The following is a 24,170-nucleotide window of genomic DNA, read 5'->3' as shown; positions in this document are numbered from 1 at the left end:
TGCTGTGAGTTTGTTGCTGGGTTGGTCGTACCTGATGGCGGGACTCATGACCATGGACGCGATACTGCTGGCGTTCTGGGCCATGGAAGTCGACTGGGGAAAGTACTGGCGCCGGAAGTAGCGCTGTTTATTCCAGTACCAGGCGCATCAGCACCCGGGGGAAGCCGTTGAGCACCGAGGTGGTGTCGGCAGCCTTGGTGAAGCCGGCATCCTCGAAAAGCTTGCGGGTACCCACGTATGCCATGGTGAGATCCACCTTGCGGCCGCCGCTGTCCACGGGGTAGCCCTCCACTACGGGAGCGCCGTAAGCGCGCGCCATGGCGACGGCGCCGGTCAGCAGATGGTGGGAGATTCCCTTGCCGCGGTGGCCGGGACGGACACGGAGGCACCACACCGACCACACGTCCTGGCCGTCAACGTGGGGGATCCGCCGGTTGCGGGCGAAGCTGGTGTCCGCGCGGGGGTGCACCGCTGCCCACCCGACTGGTTCGCCGTCGTCGTACGCCACGACGCCCGGCGGCGGATCCTGGGCTACCAGCTGCCTGACCAGCTTCCCGCGCTCTTCTCCCCGCAAAGATACGTTCTGTTGTGAGGGGATGCGGTAGCTCAGGCACCAGCAGACGGTGGCGTCGGGCCGTTTGGGCCCCACCAGTGTCCTGACGTCCTCGAAGCTCGTTGCGGCGCGCACTTCAATGGCCATGCTGCGATGCTAGCCGCCTCCGGCCTCGAATCGCCTCCCGGTCCGGCGTCCACCCTGTTGGCGCGTGCCGCCCCTCACTACACTGGGACGCATGACCCCGCAGGAACCGGGCAGTGCTGCCGCGGATCCGGATACCGTGGCGGCCTTCCTGCGAACGCCGGGCGAACGCTCCCGCACCTTCGCCGGCATCCTGGTCAACACCGCACTGGCCAACATCACCACCAGCTACCTGTGGTTCGCGCTGACATTCTGGCTGTACCTGGAGACGCGCAACGTGATCGCCACCGGGGTGGTGGGTGGCGCCTACATGCTGCTGATTGCACTGTCCAGCATCAGCTTCGGCACGTTCGTGGACCGGTACCGGAAGCTGGCCGTGATGCGGTTCGCCGCGGCCTTCAGCCTGGTGATGTTCGTGCTGTCAGGAGTGATGTTCCTGTTGACGCCGGCCGCGTCCCTGCTGGACCTGGGGCGGCCGTGGTTCTGGATCTTCACCGTGGTGATCCTGGTGGGGGCCGTGGTGGAGAACCTGCGGAACATCGCCCTGTCCACCACGGTGACCATCCTCATCGAACCGGAGCGGCGCGCCAATGCCAACGGGCTGGTGGGAATGGTGCAGGGGCTGATGTTCATCGTCACGTCCCTGCTGTCCGGACTCTCGGTCGGGTTGCTGGGCATGGGCTGGACCATCGCCGTCGCGCTGGTGCTCACGGCGCTGGCTGCCGCGCACCTGCTGACGCTTCGGATGCCCGAGGAGTTACATGTGGCGGCATCGGACGCCCACGGCAGCTTCGACCTTCGGGGCTCGTTCACTGCCGTCCTGGCCATATCGGGGCTGTTCGCGCTGATCGTGTTTTCCACGTTCAACAACTTCATCGGCGGCGTCTACATGGCACTGATGGACCCGTACGGGCTGGAGATGTTCCCGGTGGAGATGTGGGGTACCGTCTTTGCGGTTGGCTCCACGGGGTTCATCATCGGCGGCGCGCTGATTGGCAAATTCGGGCTCGGCGCAAACCCGTTGCGAACCCTGCTGGTTGCCGTGGCGGCCATGGGGGTGCTCGGCGCGGTCTTCACGCTCCGGGAGTGGGCCTGGCTCTACATCCTGGGGATCTGGCTGTATTTGGTGCTGGTGCCGTTCGTGGAGGCCGCGGAACAGACGGTCATCCAGCGGGTGGTGCCGCTGGAACGGCAGGGCCGCGTCTTTGGCTTCGCCATGGCTTTCGAGTCTGCCGCCGCCCCCGTGACGGCGTTCCTCATCGCCCCCATTGCCCAGTACTGGATCATCCCGTACGCCCGGTCCGCGGACGGCGCCGCACTCCTGGCACCACTCCTGGGTGAGGGCACCTCGCGCGGCATCGCGCTGGTGTTCCTGGTGGCCGGGATCATCATGATCGTGGCCGCACTGCTGGCCTTCCTGGCTCCGGTCTACCGTCGGGTGTCGGCATCGTATGCGCAGGTGGCAGCGGAAACTGCGGATTAGGCACGGACGCCCCGGCACGCAATGTGCCGGGGCGTCCGCGGAAATGCTGCAGGAAGTGGGGCGGGCTAGAGTCCCAGCGCTTCCTTGAGGCGGGCGACGTGGCCGTCGGCCTGCACCTGGTACTGGGCCAGAGTGACGTTCCCTTCAGGGTCCACCACAACCGTGGACCGGACGATGCCCTCGTGGATTTCGCCGTGGACCAGCTTCTCGCCCCAGGCGCCGTAGGCCAGGGCCACCGCGTGGTCGGGGTCGGAGAGGAGGGGGAAGGTCAGGGAGAAGTCGCCGCTGAAGCCGGCCAGGGCTTCCTGGGCGTCGGGGGAGATGCCGACGACCTCGTAGCCCTTGCCCTGCAGGGAAGCCAGGCTGTCGCGGAAGTCGCAGGCCTCGGTGGTGCAGCCGGGGGTTGCGGCCTTCGGGTAGAAGTAGACAATGACGTTCTTGCCACGGTAATCGGCCAGAGAGGTCTCGCGGCCCTGGGCGTCCCGGAGGGTGAAATCAGGAGCCGGGGTACCGGGCTGAAGCTTGGTGGTCAGGGTGGGGCTCATGGCGTTCCTTTGTAAGACTCGGTCAGTGATGGCCAAACATCAAGTGAAGCGGGTCACCGCTTACTGATACAAACCAGCGCGTCATATGCAGTATTCCGCCGGACCCCGAACGGCTGCGTGCGGGCCCGGCACAAACTGGTAGCCGCCGCCGCGGACGGTGGCCACGGCATGGCGGGCATTGCCCAGTTTCTTGCGGATCCTGCCCACGTAGACGTCGATGGAACGTGCAGTGGCGCCGGGGAAATCCAGTGATTCCAGGAAGTCCTGCAGCTCCTCGCGGCCTACCGTGCGTGACAGGTGCGTCACCAGGTAGCGCAGCACCTTGTATTCGACGCCGGTCAGCGCCACCGGGCTGCCGTCCAGCAGGACGGAGTCGGCGGCGAGGTCCACGGCGACCCGGCTGACGGGGCCGGCCGACGGCGGCAGGCGCGTGCCGCCGTCGGGCCTGGTTGCACCGGGGTCCTCCGCCGCGGAAGGAGCGCGAGAGGAGTCGGCTGCGGCTCCTTCCGTGCCGGCGGAGACCCCGGACGTGGGGGCTCCGGCGGCAGGCCAATGGACTTCCGCCTCCGGAGCAGTTTCGAGGGCCCTGGCAAGGACCATTTGGGCGGCGTGGTGCAGGATTTCCGGGGTGGTTCCTTCTGCCGGAACCACCCACACGGCCAGCCCGTGGGCGGTGGCCCGCCTGGCCGGAACCGGCTGATGGACCGGATGTGGAACCGCCGTCCGGGGATAGTGTGCTTCCACTGCCATGGCGCGCCCTTATACGCCGCCGCGGCGGATCAGCTTGCCCGTAGGGGTCTGGCCGTCCACTGCGGCGCCGCGGAGGTAGGTCTTGCGCACCACGCCTGACAGCGCTTTGCCGTCGTAGGGGGTGATGGGGTTCTTGTGCTTGAGCTTGGACACGTCCACCACGAAGGCCTCATCCGGGGCGAACACGGCAAAGTCCGCGTCGTAGCCCAATGCGAGCTGGCCCTTGTTGGTGAGCCGCGCGAGGTTGGCAGGCCGCTCCGCCATCCAGGACACCACCTGTTCCAGCGGGATGCCGCGGTGGCGCGCTTCGGTCCAGATCAGGGACAGGCCCAGCTGCAGCGACGAGACGCCGCCCCAGGCCACGGCGAAGTCGCCGTTCTCGAGGTCCTTCAGGTCCAGGGTGGAGGGGGAGTGGTCCGAGACGATGCAGTCGATGGTGCCGTCCAGCAGGCCCTGCCACAGCAGTTCCCGGTTGGAGGCTTCGCGGATGGGCGGGCAGCACTTGTAGGCGGTGGCGCCGTCCGGGATTTCCTCCGCCATGAGCGTCAAGTAGTGCGGGCACGTCTCCACGGTGAGCTTCACGCCGTCGCGCTTTGCGCTGGCGATCATGGGCAGCGCGTCCGACGACGACAGGTGCAGGATGTGCGCCCGCGCACCGGTCCAGCGCGCCCGTTCAATGACCTCGGCAATCGCCTTGTTCTCCGCGCCTCGGGGGCGTGAGGCCAGGAAGGTTTCGTAGTGGTCTCCGCCTGGGTGGGGTGCGCGGTCGATGGCGTGCGAGTCCTCGGCGTGGACGATCATGAGCGAGTCGAAGGACTTCAGCTCGGCCATGTCCTCCTCCATCTCGTCCGCCTCGAGGTGCGGGAATTCGTCCACGCCCGAGTGCAGCAGGAAGCACTTGAAGCCGAAGACGCCTTCGTCGTGCAGCGGGCGGAGGTCGGCCTTGTTGCCCGGGATGGCCCCACCCCAGAACCCGACGTCGACAAACGCCTGGTCCTCGGCCACCTCGCGCTTGAGCTTGAGGTTCTCCACGGTGGTGGTGGGCGGGACGGAGTTCAGCGGCATGTCGATGATGGTGGTGACGCCGCCGGCTGCCGCGGCGCGGGTGGCCGAGGCAAAGCCCTCCCACTCGGTGCGGCCGGGTTCGTTGACGTGGACGTGGGTGTCCACCAAGCCGGGGAGCAGGGTTTCGTCGTCGGCCAGTTCGATGACTTCGGCGCCGGCCAGGCCGTTGCCCAGCGGTTCGATGGCCACGATCCTGCCGTTGCGGACACCTACCTCGCGCGGCGCAATGCCGGCGGTGGTCAGGATGCGCTGGCCCCGGATGACGAGGTCAAAACGTTCTTCAGACACGGAGGTCCTCCTTGGTACTTGCGGCGGCGGGCCTGTTGGCCGCCAGCCCCGCACTGATCTGGGTGCCCAGCTGCTCCAGCAGCGGCCCTGCCTCTGCTATGCACCTGTTTACATCGGTTTCGAGCGCCGTCAAAGCATGGATGTCCTCGAACCCGGCCGCCGCGGCCTGGTCCGGGTCCAGGGTGGTCCGGCCGCAGACGGCGACGACGGGAACGCCCTGGTCCGCCGCCGCCCGGGCAACACCCATCGGCGTTTTGCCCAGCAGGCTTTGTTCGTCCAGGCTGCCTTCGCCCGTGATCACCAGGTCGGCGCCCGCCAGGCGGTCCGCAAGCCCCGTGAATTCAAGGACGACGTCGATGCCCGGCCGCCGCGTTGCGGCCAGGACGGCGATGGCGGCGTAGCCCACCCCGCCGGCTGCCCCGGCTCCGGGAGCCTCGGCAGCCTTGACGGCGCGGAATCCGATTTCCCTGGCCAGGACTTCGACAAACCTGGCCAGGGCGGCGTCGAGCATGCCGACGTCTTGTTGCGCGGCGCCCTTTTGCGGACCGAAGACCGCTGCGGCGCCCTGGGCACCGAGCAGCGGGTTGTCCACGTCGGACGCCAGCACAAAGCGGGTGTCCACCAGGCGGGGCTCGAAATCGGTGAAATCGATGCTGTGCAGGTTGGCCAGCGCAGCCCCGCCCGGGGAAAGTTCGTTGTTCCTGCTGTCCAGGAACCTGGCACCGAGGCCCTGCAGGAGGCCCGCGCCGCCGTCGGTATTCGCGCTGCCCCCCACGCCCAGCACGATCCTGCGGCAGCCGGCATCGAGCGCCGCCCGGATCAGCTGTCCGGTGCCCAGGCTGGTGGCCGTGGCGGCCTCCGCCGGGGTGGGCCGTGCGCCCTTCTGGACACTGGGCACCAGAGCGAGCCCGGACGCCGTCGCCATCTCGATCACGGCCTCGTGGCCGCGGACCGCGAAGTCCGCCTCCACCGGCAGCCCCGTCGGGCCACTCACCGTGGCGGTGCGGCGGGTGAAACCGGAGCCGACGGCGGCGTCGAGGGTGCCCTCGCCGCCGTCGGCCACCGGAATCCGGACAACATCCAGGTTCCCGCCGGCACCCCGCTGCAGGCCCTTTTCGAGGAACCTGCACACCTCCGGGGCGGACAGGGATCCCTTGAACTTGTCCGGGGCAATCACGATCCGCATGGTTAAGCCTGCAGTGCCAGGATGGCGGTGGGGGCGTCAGCGGCGGACTCGGCCAATTCCTCGAACTCGTTGACGGCGTTGATTTCCACACCCATGGAGATGTTGGTGACCTTTTCCAGGATCACTTCCACCACCACGGGAACCTGGAACTCGCCCATCAGCGCCTTGGCCTTGTCGAACGCGGCGGCCAGGTCGCTGGGGTCCTCCACGCGGACGGCCTTGCAGCCCAGGCCCTCGGCCACCTTCAGGTGGTCAACGCCGTAGCCGCGGGTGTCCTCGGACAGGTGCGCGCTGTTGATGTTCTCGAACGCCAGGGACACGTTCTGCTCCATGTTGAAGCCGCGCTGGGACTGGCGGATCAGGCCCAGGTAGGAGTTGTTCACCACCACGTGGATGTACGGCAGGTTGAACTGCGCGCCCACGGCCAGTTCCTCGATCATGAACTGGAAGTCGTAGTCGCCGGAGAGGGCCACCACGGTCTGGTCCGGGTTGGAGCGGGCGACGCCGAGCGCGGCCGGGGCGGTCCAGCCCAGCGGGCCTGCCTGGCCGGCGTTGATCCACTTGCGCGGGCCGAACACATGCAGCATCTGCGCGCCGGCGATCTGCGAAAGGCCGATGGTTGACACGTAGGTGGTGTCGCGGCCGAAGGACTTATTCATCTCTTCGTACACGCGCTGCGGCTTGATGGGGATGTTCTCGAAGTGCGTCTTGCGGTGCAGGGACGCCTTCCGGTCTGCGCATTCGGCAACCCAGGCGCTGTAGTCCGGCAGGGACCCGGCTGCCTTGCGCTCCTTGGCGAGCTCAACCAGCCCGGCCAGCGCCGCGCCGGCGTCGGACGCGATGCCCAGGTCTGGCGAGAAAACGCGGCCGATCTGCGTGGGCTCGATGTCGATGTGAACGAACTTCCGGCCCGCGGTGTAGGTCTCCAGGCCGCCGGTGTGGCGGTTGGCCCAGCGGTTGCCGATGCCGATCACGAAATCGCTCTGCAGGTAGTTCTCGTTGCCGTAGCGGTGCGAGGTCTGCAGGCCCACCATGCCGGCCATCAGCCGATGGTCGTCCGGGATGGTGCCCCAGCCCATCAGGGTGGGGATGACCGGCACGTTCAGGGTCTCGGCCAGTTCCACCAGCTGCGCGGAGGCGCCGGCGTTGATGATGCCGCCGCCGGCCACGATCAGCGGATGCTTGGCGGCCAGGAGCATGTCCAGGGCCTTCTCCAGCTGCTTGCGGGAAGCCTTGGGCTTCTCGACCGGCAGCGGCTCGTAGGCGTCGATGTCGAATTCGATCTCGGCCATCTGAACGTCGATGGGCAGGTCAAGCAGCACGGGGCCGGGGCGGCCGGAGCGCATCACCTGGAAGGCCTTCTGGAAGGCGCCCGGAACCTGTCCCGGCTCCAGGATGGTCATGGCGAACTTGGTGACCGGCTTGGCGATGGATTCGATGTCCACGGCCTGGAAGTCTTCCTTGTGCAGCTTGGACACGGGGGCCTGGCCGGTGATGCAGAGCATGGGGATGGAGTCCGCCCAGGCTGCGTAGAGGCCGGTGATCATGTCGGTGCCGGCGGGGCCGGAGGTGCCGATGCAGATGCCGATGTTGCCGTCCTTGGCGCGGGAGTAGCCGTCGGCCATGTGGCTGGCGCCTTCAACGTGGCGGGCCAGGGTGTGGCGGATGCCGCCGTGGGCGCGCATGGCGGAGTAGAAGGGATTGATGGCCGCGCCTGGCAGGCCGAACGCCTCGATGGCGCCTTCCTTTTCCAGGATGGCAACGGCTGCGTCAACGGTACGCATCTTGCTCATGGTGTGCTCCTTGTTGTGCCCCTCTGGGGCGAAGTCTGGGTGTTTTTGGGTGTGCTGAAGGGAGGCCCGGCGATTGCGGGGCACTTTGGGGAGGGCCGCCGTCGTAATGGGCGACGGCGGCCGGCGTGTCCGTGTCGAAGTGCCCCGGTTTGGCGGGGCTGCTCCTACTTGCGGCCGCTGAGCTGCAGGACCTGCTTGAAGAGTCCGGAGTGGTCCAGTGCGCCGTCGCCTTGGTTGACGGTGGCGGCGACGAGCTGGGCGACGACCGCGCCGAGCGGGATGGCGACGTTGGCCTCGCGGGCGGCGGAGGTGACGATGCCCAGGTCCTTGTGGTGGAGGGCGAGGCGGAAGCCGGGGTCGAAGTTGCGGTCTAGCATCTTCTGGCCCTTCTGGTCCAGGACCTTGGAGCCGGCCAGGCCGCCGCCGAGGACCTTGAGGGCGGCGTCGGTGTCCACGCCGTAGGCCTCAAGGAAGGCGATGGCCTCGCCGAGGACCTCGATGTTTACGGCGACGATCAGCTGGTTTGCAGCCTTGACGGTCTGGCCGGAACCGGAGGGTCCCACGTGGACGATGGTCTTGCCGACGGCGTTCAGGACCTCCTGGGCGTCCTCGAAGTCAGCCTTCTCGCCGCCGACCATGATGGAGAGGACGGCGTCGATGGCGCCCTGTTCGCCGCCGGAGACCGGGGCGTCGAGGGGGCGGATGCCGGCTTCACGGGCGTCTTCCGAGAGGCGGACCGCGACGTCGGGGCGGATGCTCGAGGCATCGATCCACAGGGCGCCCTGCTTCGCGTTGGCGAACACGCCGTCCTTGCCGCTGACAACACCCTCAACATCGGGGGAGTCCGGCACCATGGTGATGACGACGTCGGCCTCTTTGACAGCGTCGGCGATGCTCGAGGCGCCCTTGCCGCCTTCGGAGACCAGCTTGTCGATCTTGTCCTGGCTGCGGTTGAAGCCGGTGACGGTGTGGCCGGCCTTGACCAGGTTGATGGCCATGGGCAGGCCCATGATTCCGAGTCCGATGACTGCAACGTTGCTCATGATGGTTCTCTTTCTGGAAAGTCTGCGTGGGTACTAGTTGCTGGCGTGTTCGCGGATGGCCCAGCTGAAGGCCGTTTCCTGGGGTTCCTTGTACTCGAGCCCGATGTAGCCTTCGTAGCCGAGTTCGCGGCTGCGGGCGATCCATTCGCCGAGCGGCAGGGTGCCGGTGCCGGGTGCGCCGCGGCCGGGGTTGTCGGCGATCTGGATGTGACCGAAGTCCTTGGCGTGGTTTTCGATGACTGCTTGGACATCGTCCCCGTTGACGGCGAGGTGGTAGAAGTCGGCGAGGAGCTTGATGTTGGCGGCTCCGGTTTCGTCCTTGACGCGGGTGATGACCTTGAGGGCGTCGTTGGCGGTGAGGAGCGGGTACTTGGGTGCGCCGCTTACCGGTTCGAGGAGGACGGTGCCGCCGATGCGCGCAACGCCTTCGGCTGCCGCAGCCAGGTTCTTGACGGCGAGTTCGTCCTGTTCTTCGGGGGTGAATTCGTCCTGGCGGTTGCCGTAGAGGGCGTTGAAGGCCTTGCAGCCCAGGCGCTCGCCGATGCCGGCCACCACGTCGATGTTGTCCTTGAACTCCGAGCAGCGTCCCTTCCAGGACACCAGGCCGCGGTCGCCGCCGGGCATGTTGCCAGCGTTGAAGTTCAGGCCGGTGAGCTGTACGCCGGCGTCCGTGATGGCGTTCTCGAACTTGGTGATCTCGCTGTCCGCCGGGACGGACGCCTCGAAGGGCCACCAGAACTCGACGGCATCGAAGCCTGCTGCCTTGGCGGCGGCGGGGCGCTCTAGCAGGGGCAGCTCCGTGAGGAGGATGGAGCAGTTCACTGTGTACGTCATCGTAGGTCCTTCCGAGGGAGGGGCTTTGATCTATCTTCCCGCGCTTCCGGCACCCTACCGTTTCCGCTTTGTGGAATTTAGATTCTGCTTTATGAAAAGTGTAGGGAAGGTGGGCGGGGGTAGTCAAGGGGAGCCGTGGGCAGGAGACTGGTAGCAGGCAAGCCCGCCCACCGTGATGTGACTGGAGCGAATATGACCGCCGCCCGCCTCCGGCTGCTGGCCTGGCTCGTAGCCCTGGCCGCTGTGCTTGGCGGCTGCACGCCGGTGGCGGATCTCCGGGAGGCGTCGAGTGCTCCCGCTTCACCGGCTGCCGCATCTGCGGATGCTTCTACGGGAACCTCTGCCGGTCCTGATGCATCCGCAGCCAGTACCGCTCTGGCACCTCCGCCGGCCCCCGTCCCGGCGGCGCCCGCAGAATCGGCTCCGAGTCCGGCAGCCCCTCCAGTTCCAGCGCCGGCCCCCGCGCCCCAGCCGTTCGCCCTCAACCTGTACAGGGAAGGCGACTTCGTCCCGCAGTACACCTTCGACTGGTGCGTGGCCGCCAGCATCCAGATGGCGCACAACCTGATCGACGACACGGGCGGCGGCACCTGGGCCGACCGCGCGCAGCAGAATGAGCTGTGGGAGATGGCCCGCGCCCGCTCGTCGGACTCGTTCAACGGTGCCAATCCCTTTGGCTGGGCGCAGGTGCTGACGGAAGCGGGAATGGGGCCGTACGCCGTCGTGAGCGTCCCGGGCTATGACGAGGCATTGCGGACCGCGGCCCGTGCCATCACGGAGACGGGCAGGCCGGTAGGCCTGGTGATGTGGAGCGGCCGCCACGCCTGGGTGATGAACGGATTCGAATCGGTAGGCGATCCCCGGCAATTTCCTGACTTCGCGGTGACCGGCGTCCACGTCCTGGATCCGCTCTATCCGTACGGCAGTGGCCAGTGGGGACCGTCGCCGGCGCCCAATGCGCTGCTCACGCCGGAGCAGCTGGCCACGCAGTTCGTGGTCCGCGAACCGCGGCGCTGGAGCAGTGGGCTGGCCGCCGGGTATCTGCTGGTGCTGCCCACCGCCGCGTAGCCCGCCTGCCATCCGGCCCGGGCGCCGCCAAGCCCTGGATACGCCAAAACATCCCCGGCACGAAAACCGTGCCGGGGATGTTTGTTGGGGAAGCCGGGAGCTAGTGGGTCAGGTCCTTGCCCTTGGTTTCAGGAATCGTGAACACGAACGCTGCGCTGACCACCAGGAGCAGCACTGCGTAGATGTTGAACACCTGCGGTGCCCCGAGCGAGGAGCCCAGCCATTGCTGCAGGTAGGGTGCGGTGCCCCCGAACACGGCCACGCAGATGGAGTAGGGGACGCCGACGCCCACGGTGCGGATCGAAGTGGGGAACAGTTCGGCGTACACGGCCGGAACAATGGCGGCGCTCGCTGCCACGAAGATCAGCATCACGGACATGCTCACGGCCAGCTGCCAGGCGGAGTCCTTCAGCAGCCAGGTCATGGGGAAGTGCAGCACCGCTGAACCGATGGCACCGGCCCAGAGGACCTTCTTGCGGCCGATCCGGTCCGAGAGCTTTCCCCACACCGGCAGGGCCGCGATGAAGACGATGTTGGCGACCACGCCCGCCCACAGCGCCTCGCCGCGGTCGATCTTCAGCGCGGTGGTGGCGTAGCTGGGCGCCACGACACCCCAGATGTAGTAAATGACAGTCAGGCCCACGGTCAGTCCGATGACCTGCATGGCCTGCTTGCGGTAGCGGACAATCTGCGGCCAGATGGGGGCGCGCTTGGTGGTGACGGCTTCGTCCTGGAACGCCTCGGTTTCGTGCAGGCGGGACCGCATGATCAGCGCGTACAGGCCCAGGGCCGCGCCGATCAGGAAGGGGATCCGCCAGCCCCAGGCGTTCATCGCCTCGGTGCTCAGCGACATGTTCAGGACGGCGCCCAGCAGCGTGCCGAACAAAATGCCCACGGTGCCGGACGTGTAGATCAGGGTGGCCCAGAAGCCGCGGTGCTCCTTGGGTGCCATTTCGGACAGGTATGTCTGCGACGACGGCAGCTCGCCGCCGTGCGCCAGGCCCTGCACCAGCCGGGCCACCAACAGCATCAGCGAGGCGAACGCGCCGACGCTGGCGAAGGTGGGGGCGACGCCGATCATCAGACTCCCGAGGGAGGCAAGGCCAACAGCGAGCGTCATCGAGGTCTTCCGCCCCACCCGGTCGCCGATCCAGCCGAAGAGGAAGCCGCCGAAGGGCCGGGCGACAAAGCCGACGGCGAAGATCGCCAGGGTGGACAGTACGGCCGACGCCGGGTCCTCCTTGCTGAACAGCTGGCTGGCGATGAAGGGGGTGAAGGTGGCGTAGATGGCCCAGTCGTACCATTCGACGGCGTTGCCGATGCCGGTGCCGACGACGGTCTTGGCGGTGGACATGCGTCCCGCCCGGGGCTTGCTTACTGCAACGGACATGGTCTTCTTCCTGGTCATTGGTCTATTGGGTGGGGGCAGCAGCGCTGCTGCGGGATATGGAAAGGGGCCGCTTATGCGGCGGGGGAGAGCGTGGCCAGCCGTGAGATGGCGAGTTCCGCGTAGAGTGCGGCCCCGTCCGCCAGCACGGCGTCGTCGAACGTTGCGTACGGTGAGTGGTTGAAGGGTGAGGCGGAGTGGTCGGCGCCGGGTGCAACGGCGCTGAGCCCCACGAAGGTGCCGGGGACCTCGGCCAGCACCCGGGAGAAGTCCTCCGAGCCACTGAGCGGGGTGGCCCAGCGTGAGAGGCGGCGCTCGCCGAACAGTTCGGTGATGACTTTCTCGGCGGTGTGGGTTTCGTCTTCGCTGGTAATGGTGAGGGGGTACTCCTGCAGGTAGTCGACGGCGACCTCGACCCCGTGCGCGGCTGCGATCCCCTTGAGGAGGCGGGGCACGGCGTCCATCATCTTCAGGCGGGATGCTTCCGAGAAGGTCCGGATGGTTGCCTCGATGCGGGCTGATTCCGGGATGATGTTCCGTTTGGTCCCGGCGTGCAGCACGCCCACGGACAGGACCACGGGATCGAACATGTTGAACTGGCGGGTGACCATGACCTGCAGGGCCGTCACCATCTCGGCAGCCACGGTGACCGGATCCTTGGCCGAATGCGGGGCCGAACCATGGCCGCCGGCGCCGAGTACCGTGACTTCCAGCCCATCCGAGGCGCTGAGCATGACGCCGGGCTTGGTGCAGAAAGTACCGTGCGGCTCGAGGGAGGAGAACACGTGCATGCCGTAGGCGGCCTGGACGCGGGGGCCGGCGGCGTCCAGCACGCCTTCCCGGAGCATGTAGCTGGCGCCGTCGCACCCTTCCTCGCCCGGCTGGAACATGAGGACGACGTCGCCCTGGAGCTGGTTCCGTTTCTCCGCCAGGAGGGTCGCGGCTCCGGCGAGCATGGAGGTGTGCAGGTCGTGGCCGCAGGCGTGCATGGCGCCGTCAGCCTGGGATGTGAAGTCGATGCCGGTCTTCTCCTGGACGGGCAGTCCGTCCATGTCGGCGCGGAGCAGCACGGCCGGACGCTGGGCGCCGGCTCCTGGGTTTCCGCCCCGCAGGACAGCGGTGACCGACGTCGTCTCTTTGCCCAGGGTGACCTCGAAGGGGAGGCCGTCCAGGGCCTTGAGGACTTTCTCCTGGGTGCGCGGGAGGTGCAGGCCGATTTCCGGCTGCCTGTGAAGGTCGTGGCGCAGCCGGACCAGGTCATCCTGCAGTTCCTTGGCGTCCTCGGTAATGGGCACGTGTTACTCCTTGGCAGTCGGCATATGGGCTTGGGGACTATTCTGGAGTGGCGTGGTTCACATTCGGGTGAAGCGCTGGAATTATTCTTTGACTGTCCTTTTTCGACAGGATTCATGCAGTGGGGTGAAAGTTTTGATGGAGCTCAGCGAGGATGACCTTGCCCTGATCCAGGTTTTGCAGGCATCCCCGAGGCTCGGCTGGGCTGACGCAGCCAAGGTGCTGGACGTGCATGCCACCACCCTCGCGGCCCGCTGGGACCGCCTGACGTCCCAGGGGGCGGCGTGGGTGACGGCGCACCTGGCCGGGGACCCGAAGCAGATGCTCCTGGCCTACGTGGCCGTTGACTGCGAGATGAACCGGCGGGACAGCGTTACGGCCCAGCTTGCTGCGGTTCCGGAGATCGTGACGGTGGAGGAGGCTGCGAGCAACCGGGACCTGATGTTGACGGTCATTACGCGCTCGCTGGAGGAGTTCAGCGAGCGCGTGGTTTCACGGCTGAAAACCATTGATGGGCTGACCAAGTACCAGGTGGCCCTGTGTACCCGGCTGCACAGCAGCGGGGACGATTGGCGGCTGAATGTCCTGAGCCGTTCCCAGCTGGCCACCCTGCGCACGATCGGAGCACCTGCAGGCCCGGAGCCGGCGCAGATGGCCGGGCAGCTTCCGCAGAGCCACCTTGACCTCTTGCCGTTCCTTGCCCGGGACGGCCGTGCCACAGCTGCCCAGATTGCCCGCGCCCTGGGCCGCCACCCGGCCACTGTCCAGCGCCAGCTGAACCGGGTCCTGGCCAGCGGCATTCTGTCATTCCGCTGCGAAATCGCCCAGCGTTACTCATCGTTTCCGGTGACCTGCCAGTGGTTCGTGAACGTCCCTGCCGGCCAGCATGAGGCAGCCGCCGCCGGGATTCGCACCATCAGCAACGTGCGGCTGAGCGCCTCAACAACCGGCCCCACCAACTTCGTGATCATCATGTGGCTGCACACCCTGGCGGATGTCATGTCCGCCGAACTGGCACTGCAGCAGAAGGTGCCCGGCATAGAAATTGTCGAAAGTGCCGTGATGCTCAGGACGGTAAAGCGGGTGGGCTGGATGCTGAAGGAAGACACGACGGCGAGTGGCGCCGTCGTTCATGGTGGAAGCCTGGGCGCAGCGGAGTGAGCAGGCCAGCCTAGGGCTGGCCGCCACCGCCGTGCGGTGCTGGTTCGGGGCGCCTGTTTTTCCGCGCCAGAACGGCCATGGAAAGCGCTCCGACCAGCCCCACCCCCAGTGCCATCAGCACGATGGGTCCTGCTCCGCCCGCAGGACCCAGGGTGGCGGCGAGGATTTCGCGCGACAATATGGCCATCTCGGAGAAGTTGCCGAGGTAGGCGCGGGTACCCAGAACGTAATTGACGCTGGTGAACAGGGCAGGAATCAGCCAGAGCAGTGCCAGATCTGCCGCCCACACCCACAGGCGGGCGGGAGGTTTGAAGCCGCACCAGGACAATGCGGCGCCCACAAGGACGGCGGGAAGCCAGTGCCACACGATGGTCAGGAAAATCGGCACCCCGCCCGGGCCGGCCGGGAATGCAGCGGCAGCTGCCAGCCAGGAAGCAAACGGCACCGCCATGAGGCCCATTCCCAAGGCGGCGACCGCGCGGGATGGAGCGGCAAGCATCAGGAGGGCAACTACTCCGGCTGCTATCGCTGCGATGGTGCCCCCGAGCAGGCCGGCGACGTAGATGGAAGACCTGGGCTCCGGGTAAAGGCCGCTGCTGAGCACTGTGAACGACTGGATGGCAGCCCCTCCGTGGACCAGGAGCACACCGCCCACTGCACAGGCGGCAGCGAACCCGCGGCGGGCAGGCCTCAACGCGCGCAGGGCAAGCCCCGCGGCGGATGCACCCACGGTGAGCAAGGCAACGAGGGTGGTGCTGCGGTACTGGCTAAGCGGCAGGAGGGCAACTGGCATGTCGCCGGGCTGTGTTTCCCGCCCCCAGAGGTTCTGCACAGGAAGGTGTGCACCTGTGAGCAGCCAGGGTGCCAGCCCCAGGAGCCCTCCCAGGATTCCCAGCAGGGCAGCAGTGGCCGCCTCCGCAGCAGGTGTCCGGCCGCTCCGGCCGTCACCTGCGCCGGCCACACTTCGTCCGGTGGTTTCCAAGGAACGCCCTTTGGTTGCAGGTAGGCCGCCGAATTGAAGGCAGGCCACCACAATAGTACAGCGTATGGATTAAAGGGATGTCGGTTGGTGCTGCGTCACGCCGTACCCTCCCCAACGCCCGGTTCCCTGCTGCAGACTGTCCGTATGACCTTCGCAAACGTAGGAATGCTTGGAACGAAGCCCGGCCAGCGGGATGCCCTGGTGGCCATCCTGCTCCGGCCGAAACCCGGGATGAGGGAAGCCGGGTGCCTGCTCTATGAGGTGGGCGTCAACGCCGATATGCCGGACACGGTGTTCGTCTCCGAGCTGTGGGAGTCCGCTGAGGCGCACCAGGCGTCGCTGCAGTTGGACAGCACGCGGGCCGCGATCGCCGAAGCGATGCCGCTGCTGTCCGGGCAGACAGCAGGCCACCGGTTCACCGTGGTGGGGTCGCCGTTGCGGTGAGTGGATTGCAGTAAACGGGGTAAGGGAGGACACATGAAACCGTTGCCCGCACTTGAGCTTGTCACCCGCCTCGAGGATGCCGAGTGGCTCGATCCACTGGCCAAGAGCGTCCGGAAAGTCGTCCTGAAGGTCATCAAGCCCCGGTGGGCCCGTGATGTCCTGCATGGCGTCCCCATCGGCCACCCGGTACACCCGCTTGCCGTCCAGGTGCCCATCGGCGCCTGGGTCTCCGCCGGCGTGCTGGATGCGGTACCGGGGGGTGGTAAAGCCGCCAGCTTGCTCATCGGGGTGGGCACCGCCACGGTGATTCCGTCTGCGCTGGCCGGGTTCACCGACTGGTCGCAGCTGCACCCGCAGCAACAGCGGGTGGGTTTGGTGCACGCCGCGGCAAACGTCACTGCAACCGGCCTCTACCTGGCATCCCTCGTGCGGCGGGCAACCGGCGGAGAAGGCAGCGGCAGGGTGCTCGCTTACCTCGGGCTCGCAACGGTGAGCGCAGGTGGCTTCCTGGGTGGCCACCTCTCCTACCGCCAGGCGGCCGGCGTGAACCACAGCGAGGAAATTCCGCACCGCTTTCCGTCAGGCTGGCACCCCTTGGCACCCCTGGCGGAGCTGCCCGAAGGCGGCCTGCACAAGCGCGACGTCGCCGGCATCCCCCTGCTGGTCCACCGCGAGGGCGGGACGGTTAACGTATTGTCCGACGTCTGCAGCCACCTTTCCGGGCCGCTTCACGAAGGCAAGATCAAGGACGACGGCGGGGACCCGTGCGTCGTCTGCCCGTGGCACCGGAGCGCATTCTCGCTGCGCACCGGCGAGGTCAGGTCCGGCCCGGCAACGTCCCGGCAGCCGCTGTTCGAGACCCGGGTAACGGGGGATCTTGTCGAGGTATGCCTGCCAGGGGCGGACGGCTAGAGAGGTCGTTTGGCCCTACCGTCGAGGGCGTGCCGACGCGAAACTGGGTGTATGGCGAGGCCCAACGGAGTGGAATGGTCCGGCCATGCCCCGCTGCAGCACAAGGTGGCAATTGCGCGAACCTTCGTGCCTCCTGTATGCCTTCTTCGTTGCAGTCTTCGGAGTGGTGTGATGCCACGGTGATGCGTATTTCGGAGCCGCAGGAGATCGCGACCGGTGTGGTGCTGATGACCACTGGCGCGGGCCCGCTGGCATCAAACGTGTACCTGGTCCGATCCGGCCCCTCATGGGCGATGATCGACTGCGGATGGGCGGCCAGCGCGGAACCGCTGCGCGCGGCAGTGGAGAGAGTGCTCGGCCCCGGCGTAGTTCCTGCAGCCATCTTCCTGACGCACCTGCATCCGGACCACTCCGGGGCTGCAGGGACGCTTGCCCGGACATGGAGAATTCCGGCCTACGTCCACCACGCGGAACTGCCGATGGCAGCAGGCCGCTACGTTCCCGGATACTCCATGCCGCTGGACCGGTGGTTGGTTGCCCCGTTCGTGTGGTCCCTGCCTGCCCGCGTCCGTCGGCGGATCGAGGCTGCAGGCGACATTACCGACGTCGTGCGCGGCCTGCCACGAAGCGGCGAGGTGCCCGGCCTGCCCGACTGGGCTGCCGTTCCCACACCAGGGCACACCCCCGGACACGTGGCCTATTGGCGTTCCAAGGACGGCGTCCTGATGACCGGCGACGCGGTCACCACGGTGGACTTGAACTCGCTGCGCGGTCTTGTGCTGCGCGCATCCCACGTTTCCGGGCCGCCTTGGTACACGACATGGAGCCGCCAGACGGCAATGGACTCCGTGGCACGGCTGGCACAATTGGGCCCCCGGCTACTGGCCCCCGGACACGGGCAGCCCATCGCCATGGGAGTTGTACCCCGGCTCCGGGCCGTGGCGGCCAAGGAACGGGCGCAGCGGACGTCACGTCGTCGGCGGATCGCCGGAGCGCCCGAAGCGGCCTAGCGGGTGACCCCAGAAAGGGTTCACACTTGCGAAGACAGGGCGAATGGCGTGGCCAGGAGTTCTGCCCAGAGTGGATCGTCGGGGGAGAGGTCGCTGGGGTCTATGGATGCTTCGTCGTCGGGTTCCCACTGAGGGAGGTTTTCGAGGCTGGCTTCCAGGCACGGGCAGTAGGCGGCTGCGTGCTCGTCCGCCTGCTTGGTTGCGCCTGTCGAGGTGTCTCGTTCTGGGGCGTCGCTGAACAGTGCCAGGAGCCAGTGTGGCCAGTGGGTTGGTTCTGCGTCTTGTTGTTCTGGGTTGTAGTGGCGTCCGGTGGGTGAGGTCCAGCCGGGTGGTTCATTCTTGTTGGCCGGGCCGGGTGTCCATTGGCTGTGGTGTTTGAGTCGATGGTGTTTGGGGCAGAGCTGGGCCAGGTTGCTGACATCGGTGGTGCCGCCGTGTTCCCAGGCTTGGAGGTGGTCGGTGTCGTTGTCGGGGGTTTTGTTGGTGCAGCCGGGGAAGGTGCATTTGGTGTCGCGCAGCCTGATCCAGTGTTTGATGGGGCCGGTGAGCCGGTAGTTTTTCCGGCCGATTTCCAGGGGTGTCCCGTCCCTTGGGTCGACCAGGACCCGGTAGAACGAGTCGGCGCCGCCGGCGACGAGTTTCCGTGCCATGGACGCCGGGATTGGTCCGAAACCATCCAGCATGGCTGGTTCGTCGGTGAGGCCGAGGAGGGAGAACACCGGCACGGTGACCAGGACATCGGCCCGCGGGGCAGGGACCTTCCCGATGGCACCGGCAGCCCCGGCAGCTTCACCCGGTGCGGTCGCGTGCCCGGCGCCGAGCAGCAGGGACGCGGCGATGTCTGGGCGGAGTTGGGTGAGGGTGCGGGGTTCGTTGGGGCCTTGGAGGCCGCGGGCGGTGGCGGTGGTGCGGTTCCAGATCGCGCACGCGGTGTCCCCGGGGAGGTAGAGGGAGAGCCAGGCCATGCCGTCCGTGTCGGGGGTGTATTCCATCCGACGGTCAGCGGCCCCTTTGGCGTGGCGTTTCTGGATTGATTCGGGGTGGTGGCGTTCCCGCCAGCTGCGGACCTTGGCCCGGAACCTGGACGGAACGAGGTCCCCCGGGGCGGCACCCCGGGCGGGGTGGGGCGCGGCCGGGTCGAAGAAATGCGCCACCAACGCAGCCGCGGACTCAGGGGTAATGCCTTCGGTCTCGTCCGCGATTATGCGGGCGTGCTGCCACGACATCGCCCCGGCGGCCAGGGCCCTAAAGGCCAGCGGGAGGGAACAGACCCGGCGTGACTGCTCCACCAACGCCCCCGCAGCCGCGGAGCTGATGGCCAGGACCCCGGCGATCTCCTCCACCACCGACATCTGCACGTAGGTACGGTCAGAGTCGGAGGCGTCCGGAGGCGTCATCGCCTCCTGGAACCCAACAGTGTCGGCCACATCCTGCGCTTTGACCGCGGCGAGCTGCGCTTCCAGCCGGGCCGCAACCTCCAACCGTTCCAGCCGGATCTCATACCGCCGCTGCAACACATCAACACCGGAACCAACGGCGGTCATTGCAGCATCTTCCAGGTTCTGGTCCTCAAAAGTGAGCCCATCCAGGGCAGCAACAGAGGCACGAACACCCTCCAAAACCACCCCAACACCACCGCCGATTCCCATACCCACATCATCCAACGACCCACTGACATTTAGGCGGGAAGCCGCAATTCCCTCCGGCGCCGTTATTTCACACTTCCATGGGGAACCTCTACAGTGAAAGTACTAAGCATGCTGTCTATTTAGGAGGGTAAACCTGATGCGAAAAGTATCTGCGCTTGGAGTAGCGGCTGCGGCGATGCTTGCGTTGGCCGGCTGTTCAGGAGGGGGCAGTGGAACTGCCAGTCCGTCCAGTTCATCGACGGCGTCAGCTTCCGCCAGCCAGACTGCCAATGCCAAAGTGTATTCGGAGGACGAGCTCCGTAACCTCATCTCGGGCATGACGGACGACGACGGCAATGAGCTCAAGCTGTACTCCAAGGACCAGGTTGCCCAAGGCAGCAACATCGCCAACCTGCTGATGAGCACCGCAACCGTCGATCCCAAGGACTGCAAGGACATTGCTACCGCCGGCCTGCTGGACAAAGTGGAGAACGGTGATGTCGCCGTCGCGCTTTCTGAAGGAAACCAGCCCCGCAGCCTGTCTGCCCAGTCCGGAAGCGGCGGCCCGGACGCAGTAAAGACGCTCAGTGATATCAGCGCCAAGATGGACCAGTGCGCTAAATTCTCGGTCTCAGCGCTCGGGCAGAAATACGACGTTTCCAGCCAGGAACTCAAGGCTGACACTGATGCGGACAAGACATTCGCGACCGTCAGTACCCGCAGCGGCGACAACCAGCAGAAGCTGATGCAGGTGTCCGCCGCAAAGGGGCGCCTGCTGGTGGTTGCCACCAAGAGCGGAACCGACCTGGGAGACACGGACCAGAAGGAACTTGAGGGCCTCATCAACGACGTGCTGAAGAAGGCCGAGGGCGGCGGCGCAACATCAAGCCCGTCCTCTACCAGCTCGTCCGGTTCGATGGGCACGTCCTCACCCAGCAGCTCGGCTTCGTCCACGGCTTCGTCCACCTCTTCGGCGACGATGTCCTCGGGCAGCGGCACCTCGTCGTCGGCCTCTCCCACCGCCTCGCGGTAGCGGCGGGCAAGACCCAGCGCAAAATCAGGTGCAGGCCGGGACCCAAAGGTCCGGGCCTGCACCTGTTCGAATGCCTGGTTTGCCCTGTGCGGTCTGTTACTTGGGCTTGCCGCCTGCCGTCATCCCGGCGCCGGAAGCTGCGGGAAGCTCGGTGACAACTTCCCGGGTGGGGGCGCCCCGGAACCTGGGTGACGGTTCCTGGCCCTCGGTGAGGCGTTGCAGTTCCTGGCCTGCGAAATCCTCCTCCTTGCCGAGGAGGATCGCGGAGTCGTGGTTGGTGATCTCGCCTTTGAAGGCGCGGAGCATGACGCTGCGGTCGAACTGGCCTTCCCATTTGGAGACGATGAACGTGGCAACGCAGTTGCCCAGTAGGTTTACCACCACGCGCATGGAGTCCATGAGCCGGTCGGCGCCGAGGAGGAGGGCGACGCCGGCAACTGGGAAGATGCCGAGGGCTGCGGCCGTTGCCGAGAGGGCGAGGAAGGAAGAGCCGGGAACGCCTGCCATGCCTTTCGACGTGAGGAGCAGGACGCCCAGCGCGGCAAGCTGCTGGCCAAGGTCCAGGTGGTGGCCGAATGCCTGGGCCAGGAAAAGCAGTGAAATGGACAGGTAGATCGCGGCGCCGTCAAGGTTAAAGGAATAGCCGGTGGGGACCACCAGTCCGGTGGTGGCACGGGAGCAGCCGGCATTGGTCAGCTTGGTCATGATCCTGGGCATCACTGCCTCGGTGGATGCCGTGCCCAGGGCAAGGAGGAATTCCTCGCGGGTGTACTTGAGGAACTGCCAGAGCGGAACGCGGGCAAAGCCCCACGCCACGACGAACAGCAACCCGATGAAGACCAGGGCGGCCCCGTAGCACGCCGCGATGAGGACCGCGTAGGTGCTCAGGGTATCGAGCCCGTACTGCCCGATGATGAAGGCCATGGCACCGAACGCGCCTATCGGGGCGACTTTCATGATCCAGGCCATGATCTTGAAGATCAGTTCAAGGACTGTCTCCATCAGGCTGATGACGGGCATGCACCGGTCGCGGCCGATCACCACTATCGCCGCTCCGAAGAACACCGAGAAGAACAGCACCTGCAGGAGGCTGTTGCTGGCGAACGCTCCAATGACGCTGGCCGGAATAATGTCGAGGATGAAGGAGGCGGCATCCTTGGGTGCGCCGGTTCCGGTCTTTGCGTCCAGGTCTGCCTGGGAAAGTGTGGCCGGATCGATGTGCAGGCCCGCTCCGGGCTGGACGATGTTTCCGACGATCAGTCCGAAAACCAGGGCGAACAGTGTTGCTGCCGTGAAGTAGAGCAGGGCCTTGACCCCAACCCTTCCGACTGCCTTGACGTCGCCAACGGCCGAAATTCCGGTGACGATCACCAGGAAGATCAGCGGCGCGATGATCATCTTGATGAGTTTGATGAAGCCATCTCCGAGCGGCCTCAGCTGCGATCCAAGGTCCGGCCAGAAGTGCCCGATGAGGACACCTGCCACGACGGCGATCAGAATCTGGAAGAAGAGCGACTTATACAGCGGCTTCTTCTTCGCGGGCACCGAACTCGCCTTCAGTGCCTCAGGGTTGGGGATCTTCATTGACCTTTGCCTATCAATTGGGAACAACCCGTTTGCGGGGTTAAGCCCAAAGTAATCCTCATCACACTAATTCCGCAAGAGGAAATTAGAATTCCACATTGCGGAATGCCTACTTTTACTTTGTGACTGGTTGAAGCCGTGCGGGCCATTCGGCACCCCGCATCAAGCAGGCGGGGTGAGGGTGGAACCGAGCCCCTACATGATCCCGGTGGGGATCAGCAGCGCCCAGGCCAGGGCCGGGGCCACCAGCACCACGCCGCCCGCGTAGAACATGAGCTGGCGGTAGACCCGCTGCCGGTCGTCGTCCCGGGCGTTGGCCACCACCAGCGCACCATCGGTGGAAAAAGGGGAGACGTCGACGACGGTGGCCGCGATGGCCAGGGCGGCCACCGTTCCCGAGGCGCTAAGGGAGCTCGTGGCCAGGAGGGGGCCGGCCAGCGGGATGAACGCTGTGAGTAACGCCGTGGAGGACGCGAAGGCCGAGCCCACGCCAATGACGTAGCAAAGGACCAGTGCCACCAGCAGCGGGGCGCCCAGGGCCAGGGCCTGCTCGGCCAGGGTGTCGATGACCCCCACATGCTCCAGCAGGGAGACATAGGTGATCATGCCTGCCACCAAAAGGACGGTGGACCAGGAGATACCGCCGATGAAGGTCTTGTGTTCCTGGATATTGACGAACGCCAGCAGCAGTCCGGCGGAGAGAGCCACGAAGCCGATGGGCAGGTGGAAACCAAGGGTGGCCACCAGCATCACGGCAATCAGGACCAGGGTTAGGACCTGCTGGCCGTGGGGGCGGCCAACGGACGAGGTGTCGATGTCCACGTGCCGCCCGGAGGCACCGTCACGCAGTTTGCCGAACAGGGCGAACAGGACAATGGTGAGCGCCGAGAGGATCAGGTTCAGGGCGAAGCTGGCGGTGAAGAGGCCACCCTGGGAGATGGGAAAGCCGTTCTTCAGCGAGATGTCATACACCAGGACTCCGGCCACGGACAGTGGGGAGAATCCGCCGGCGTGGGCGCCGTTGATAATGAACGCGCCCATCATGACGGGGTGGATGCGCGACTCGTAGGCAAACCCGATGGCCGCGGGAGCCAGCAACGCGATGGCGGCGGGGGAGAAGGTGCCAAGGGAAGTCAGGACGGCGGCGATCAGGAAGAAAACCCACGGCAGCAGCATCGTTTTTCCCCGAACCATCCGGACGCAGCCCTTGACGATGATGCCGATGGTGCCATTCCGCTGCGCCATGCTGAAGAAGTAGGTGACCCCGATGATGGTGAGGACAATGCTGGCCGGAAATGCGGCCAGGATCTCCTTGTCCGACAAACCCAGCAGGAAATAGCCGACGCCGAACGAGGCCACCAGCCCCATCACCCCAATGTTCAGTGGCCACCTGGTGGCGACGACGAACATCACCACGAGGATCACCAGGGGGATGATCTGGATATAGGTCATGTCAGGCTCCGGGGTCGTGGCGGCTGCCCGGGTGGCCGGGCCCGGATAAGGGGCACGCACTCCCAGGATGGCCGCGCCGGCCGCCGTCCACAGCAGGATACGACGCCGGGAGGCGGCGCGGCGGGCACACCTTCGGCGAATCCCGTGGTGGCGCGCCCTTGAACCTCGCCCGGGAACGGCCCGCGTGCGGCAGCCAGACCGTAGGCTGGATGCCGGGCGGGACTTTCCCCGGCCGAACAGGAAGTTCCCAGGTGAAAGGCAGGACCATGACCGTTTCCAGCGACGATCCCCAGAACACCGCAGACCTCCGGGGCCCGGGCGACCCGGACGAAGCCAAGGGAGCAGCCACCAATGCTCCCCAGTCCGGCCAGCACCCGGAACAGCCGGGGGCGGCCAACATCCGTGAGGAGCAGCAGGCCCACGCGCCCGGAACCGTGCCGGCGTCGTACGTTGGAGGCGAAGAAGCTGCCCGGGAGCACAAGCCGGAGGAGGCGCTGGAGGAACCGGGCACCTGGGACGACGAAGTCTGATC

At 66.4% G+C, this 24,170-nt stretch carries 22 protein-coding genes; 8 read left to right on the top strand and 14 right to left on the bottom strand.

Annotated features, from left to right (window positions below):
• Positions 1-127: 127 nt before the first annotated feature.
• A complete protein-coding gene (locus ACFVTD_RS08705; protein WP_387561014.1) occupies positions 128-700 on the bottom strand; it encodes a GNAT family N-acetyltransferase in 573 nt (190 codons plus the stop codon).
• Positions 701-791: 91 nt separating this feature from the next.
• Between ACFVTD_RS08705 and ACFVTD_RS08700 the strand changes: the two genes are divergently transcribed.
• On the top strand, positions 792-2,180 hold the full coding sequence (locus ACFVTD_RS08700) for an MFS transporter (RefSeq protein ID WP_387561011.1): 1,389 nt from the start codon (positions 792-794) through the stop codon (positions 2,178-2,180).
• Positions 2,181-2,245: 65 nt separating this feature from the next.
• On the opposite strand, the gene bcp is transcribed toward ACFVTD_RS08700, so the two are convergent.
• From bcp to ACFVTD_RS08665, 7 genes are all read right to left on the bottom strand, one after another.
• Positions 2,246-2,725 carry a thioredoxin-dependent thiol peroxidase gene (gene bcp / locus ACFVTD_RS08695; protein WP_387561008.1) on the bottom strand — a complete coding sequence of 160 codons (480 nt, stop codon included), beginning with the start codon at positions 2,723-2,725 and terminating at the stop codon, positions 2,246-2,248.
• A gap of 81 nt (positions 2,726-2,806) precedes the next feature.
• Entirely contained in the window at positions 2,807-3,475 is a 669-nt protein-coding gene (locus ACFVTD_RS08690) for a winged helix-turn-helix domain-containing protein (RefSeq protein WP_387561005.1), read from the bottom strand.
• 9 nt (positions 3,476-3,484) lie between these two features.
• The gene (allB, locus tag ACFVTD_RS08685) at positions 3,485-4,828 is read right to left on the bottom strand and encodes an allantoinase AllB (protein WP_387561003.1); all 1,344 of its coding nucleotides are present in this window, start codon (positions 4,826-4,828) and stop codon (positions 3,485-3,487) included.
• Positions 4,821-6,014 carry a glycerate kinase gene (locus tag ACFVTD_RS08680; RefSeq protein WP_387561000.1) on the bottom strand — a complete coding sequence of 398 codons (1,194 nt, stop codon included), beginning with the start codon at positions 6,012-6,014 and terminating at the stop codon, positions 4,821-4,823. The genes allB and ACFVTD_RS08680 overlap by 8 nt, the downstream gene beginning before the upstream one ends.
• A gap of 2 nt (positions 6,015-6,016) precedes the next feature.
• Complete coding sequence (gene gcl, locus ACFVTD_RS08675; RefSeq protein WP_387560997.1) at positions 6,017-7,807, bottom strand: glyoxylate carboligase; 1,791 nt, start codon at positions 7,805-7,807, stop codon at positions 6,017-6,019.
• A 164-nt stretch (positions 7,808-7,971) separates the two neighbouring features.
• Positions 7,972-8,850 carry a 2-hydroxy-3-oxopropionate reductase gene (locus tag ACFVTD_RS08670; protein ID WP_387560994.1) on the bottom strand — a complete coding sequence of 293 codons (879 nt, stop codon included), beginning with the start codon at positions 8,848-8,850 and terminating at the stop codon, positions 7,972-7,974.
• A gap of 33 nt (positions 8,851-8,883) precedes the next feature.
• The gene (locus tag ACFVTD_RS08665) at positions 8,884-9,684 is read right to left on the bottom strand and encodes a hydroxypyruvate isomerase family protein (RefSeq protein ID WP_387560991.1); all 801 of its coding nucleotides are present in this window, start codon (positions 9,682-9,684) and stop codon (positions 8,884-8,886) included.
• A 192-nt stretch (positions 9,685-9,876) separates the two neighbouring features.
• On the opposite strand from ACFVTD_RS08665, the gene ACFVTD_RS08660 reads away from it, so the two are divergent.
• Positions 9,877-10,752, top strand: a complete 876-nt coding sequence (locus tag ACFVTD_RS08660) for a hypothetical protein (protein ID WP_387560988.1) — start codon at positions 9,877-9,879, stop codon at positions 10,750-10,752.
• A 100-nt stretch (positions 10,753-10,852) separates the two neighbouring features.
• Here the strand turns inward: ACFVTD_RS08660 and ACFVTD_RS08655 are convergent, their stop codons facing one another.
• Together ACFVTD_RS08655 and ACFVTD_RS08650 are read right to left on the bottom strand one after the other, a co-directional pair.
• Complete coding sequence (locus ACFVTD_RS08655; RefSeq protein ID WP_387560985.1) at positions 10,853-12,142, bottom strand: MFS transporter; 1,290 nt, start codon at positions 12,140-12,142, stop codon at positions 10,853-10,855.
• A 71-nt stretch (positions 12,143-12,213) separates the two neighbouring features.
• Positions 12,214-13,434: a M20 family metallopeptidase gene (locus ACFVTD_RS08650; RefSeq protein WP_387560983.1), complete on the bottom strand. Its 1,221-nt coding sequence runs from the start codon at positions 13,432-13,434 to the stop codon at positions 12,214-12,216.
• Positions 13,435-13,570: 136 nt separating this feature from the next.
• Between ACFVTD_RS08650 and ACFVTD_RS08645 the strand changes: the two genes are divergently transcribed.
• On the top strand, positions 13,571-14,593 hold the full coding sequence (locus tag ACFVTD_RS08645) for an Lrp/AsnC family transcriptional regulator (RefSeq protein WP_387561707.1): 1,023 nt from the start codon (positions 13,571-13,573) through the stop codon (positions 14,591-14,593).
• 10 nt (positions 14,594-14,603) lie between these two features.
• On the opposite strand, the gene ACFVTD_RS08640 is transcribed toward ACFVTD_RS08645, so the two are convergent.
• A complete protein-coding gene (locus tag ACFVTD_RS08640) occupies positions 14,604-15,575 on the bottom strand; it encodes a hypothetical protein (protein WP_387560980.1) in 972 nt (323 codons plus the stop codon).
• Positions 15,576-15,719: 144 nt separating this feature from the next.
• Between ACFVTD_RS08640 and ACFVTD_RS08635 the strand changes: the two genes are divergently transcribed.
• The 3 genes from ACFVTD_RS08635 to ACFVTD_RS08625 all read left to right on the top strand — a co-directional run bounded on the left by ACFVTD_RS08635 (position 15,720) and on the right by ACFVTD_RS08625 (position 17,941).
• Complete coding sequence (locus ACFVTD_RS08635) at positions 15,720-16,019, top strand: putative quinol monooxygenase (protein ID WP_387560977.1); 300 nt, start codon at positions 15,720-15,722, stop codon at positions 16,017-16,019.
• A gap of 33 nt (positions 16,020-16,052) precedes the next feature.
• On the top strand, positions 16,053-16,931 hold the full coding sequence (locus ACFVTD_RS08630; protein WP_387560975.1) for a Rieske 2Fe-2S domain-containing protein: 879 nt from the start codon (positions 16,053-16,055) through the stop codon (positions 16,929-16,931).
• 137 nt (positions 16,932-17,068) lie between these two features.
• Positions 17,069-17,941, top strand: coding sequence for an MBL fold metallo-hydrolase (locus ACFVTD_RS08625; RefSeq protein ID WP_387560973.1), 873 nt, complete (start codon positions 17,069-17,071; stop codon positions 17,939-17,941).
• Between the two features lie 20 nt (positions 17,942-17,961).
• Here ACFVTD_RS08625 and ACFVTD_RS08620 read toward each other — a convergent pair whose 3' ends face one another.
• Complete coding sequence (locus ACFVTD_RS08620) at positions 17,962-19,590, bottom strand: HNH endonuclease (RefSeq protein ID WP_387560970.1); 1,629 nt, start codon at positions 19,588-19,590, stop codon at positions 17,962-17,964.
• A gap of 277 nt (positions 19,591-19,867) precedes the next feature.
• Here ACFVTD_RS08620 and ACFVTD_RS08615 point away from each other — a divergent pair, with 277 nt between their 5' ends.
• The gene (locus ACFVTD_RS08615; protein WP_387560967.1) at positions 19,868-20,602 is read left to right on the top strand and encodes a hypothetical protein; all 735 of its coding nucleotides are present in this window, start codon (positions 19,868-19,870) and stop codon (positions 20,600-20,602) included.
• A 96-nt stretch (positions 20,603-20,698) separates the two neighbouring features.
• Here the strand turns inward: ACFVTD_RS08615 and ACFVTD_RS08610 are convergent, their stop codons facing one another.
• Both ACFVTD_RS08610 and ACFVTD_RS08605 read right to left on the bottom strand, forming a co-directional pair.
• Positions 20,699-22,186: a cation:dicarboxylate symporter family transporter gene (locus ACFVTD_RS08610; protein ID WP_387560964.1), complete on the bottom strand. Its 1,488-nt coding sequence runs from the start codon at positions 22,184-22,186 to the stop codon at positions 20,699-20,701.
• Between the two features lie 195 nt (positions 22,187-22,381).
• Positions 22,382-23,638, bottom strand: a complete 1,257-nt coding sequence (locus ACFVTD_RS08605; RefSeq protein WP_387560961.1) for an SLC13 family permease — start codon at positions 23,636-23,638, stop codon at positions 22,382-22,384.
• 266 nt (positions 23,639-23,904) lie between these two features.
• On the opposite strand from ACFVTD_RS08605, the gene ACFVTD_RS08600 reads away from it, so the two are divergent.
• On the top strand, positions 23,905-24,168 hold the full coding sequence (locus ACFVTD_RS08600; protein ID WP_387560958.1) for a hypothetical protein: 264 nt from the start codon (positions 23,905-23,907) through the stop codon (positions 24,166-24,168).
• Positions 24,169-24,170 lie beyond the last annotated feature (2 nt).

It is taken from the genome of Pseudarthrobacter sp. NPDC058119 (genome assembly GCF_042884655.1).
Lineage (GTDB): Bacteria > Actinomycetota > Actinomycetes > Actinomycetales > Micrococcaceae > Arthrobacter.
The sequence above is the reverse complement of the archived record's forward strand: the minus strand, read 5'-3'. Positions and strand labels throughout refer to the sequence as shown.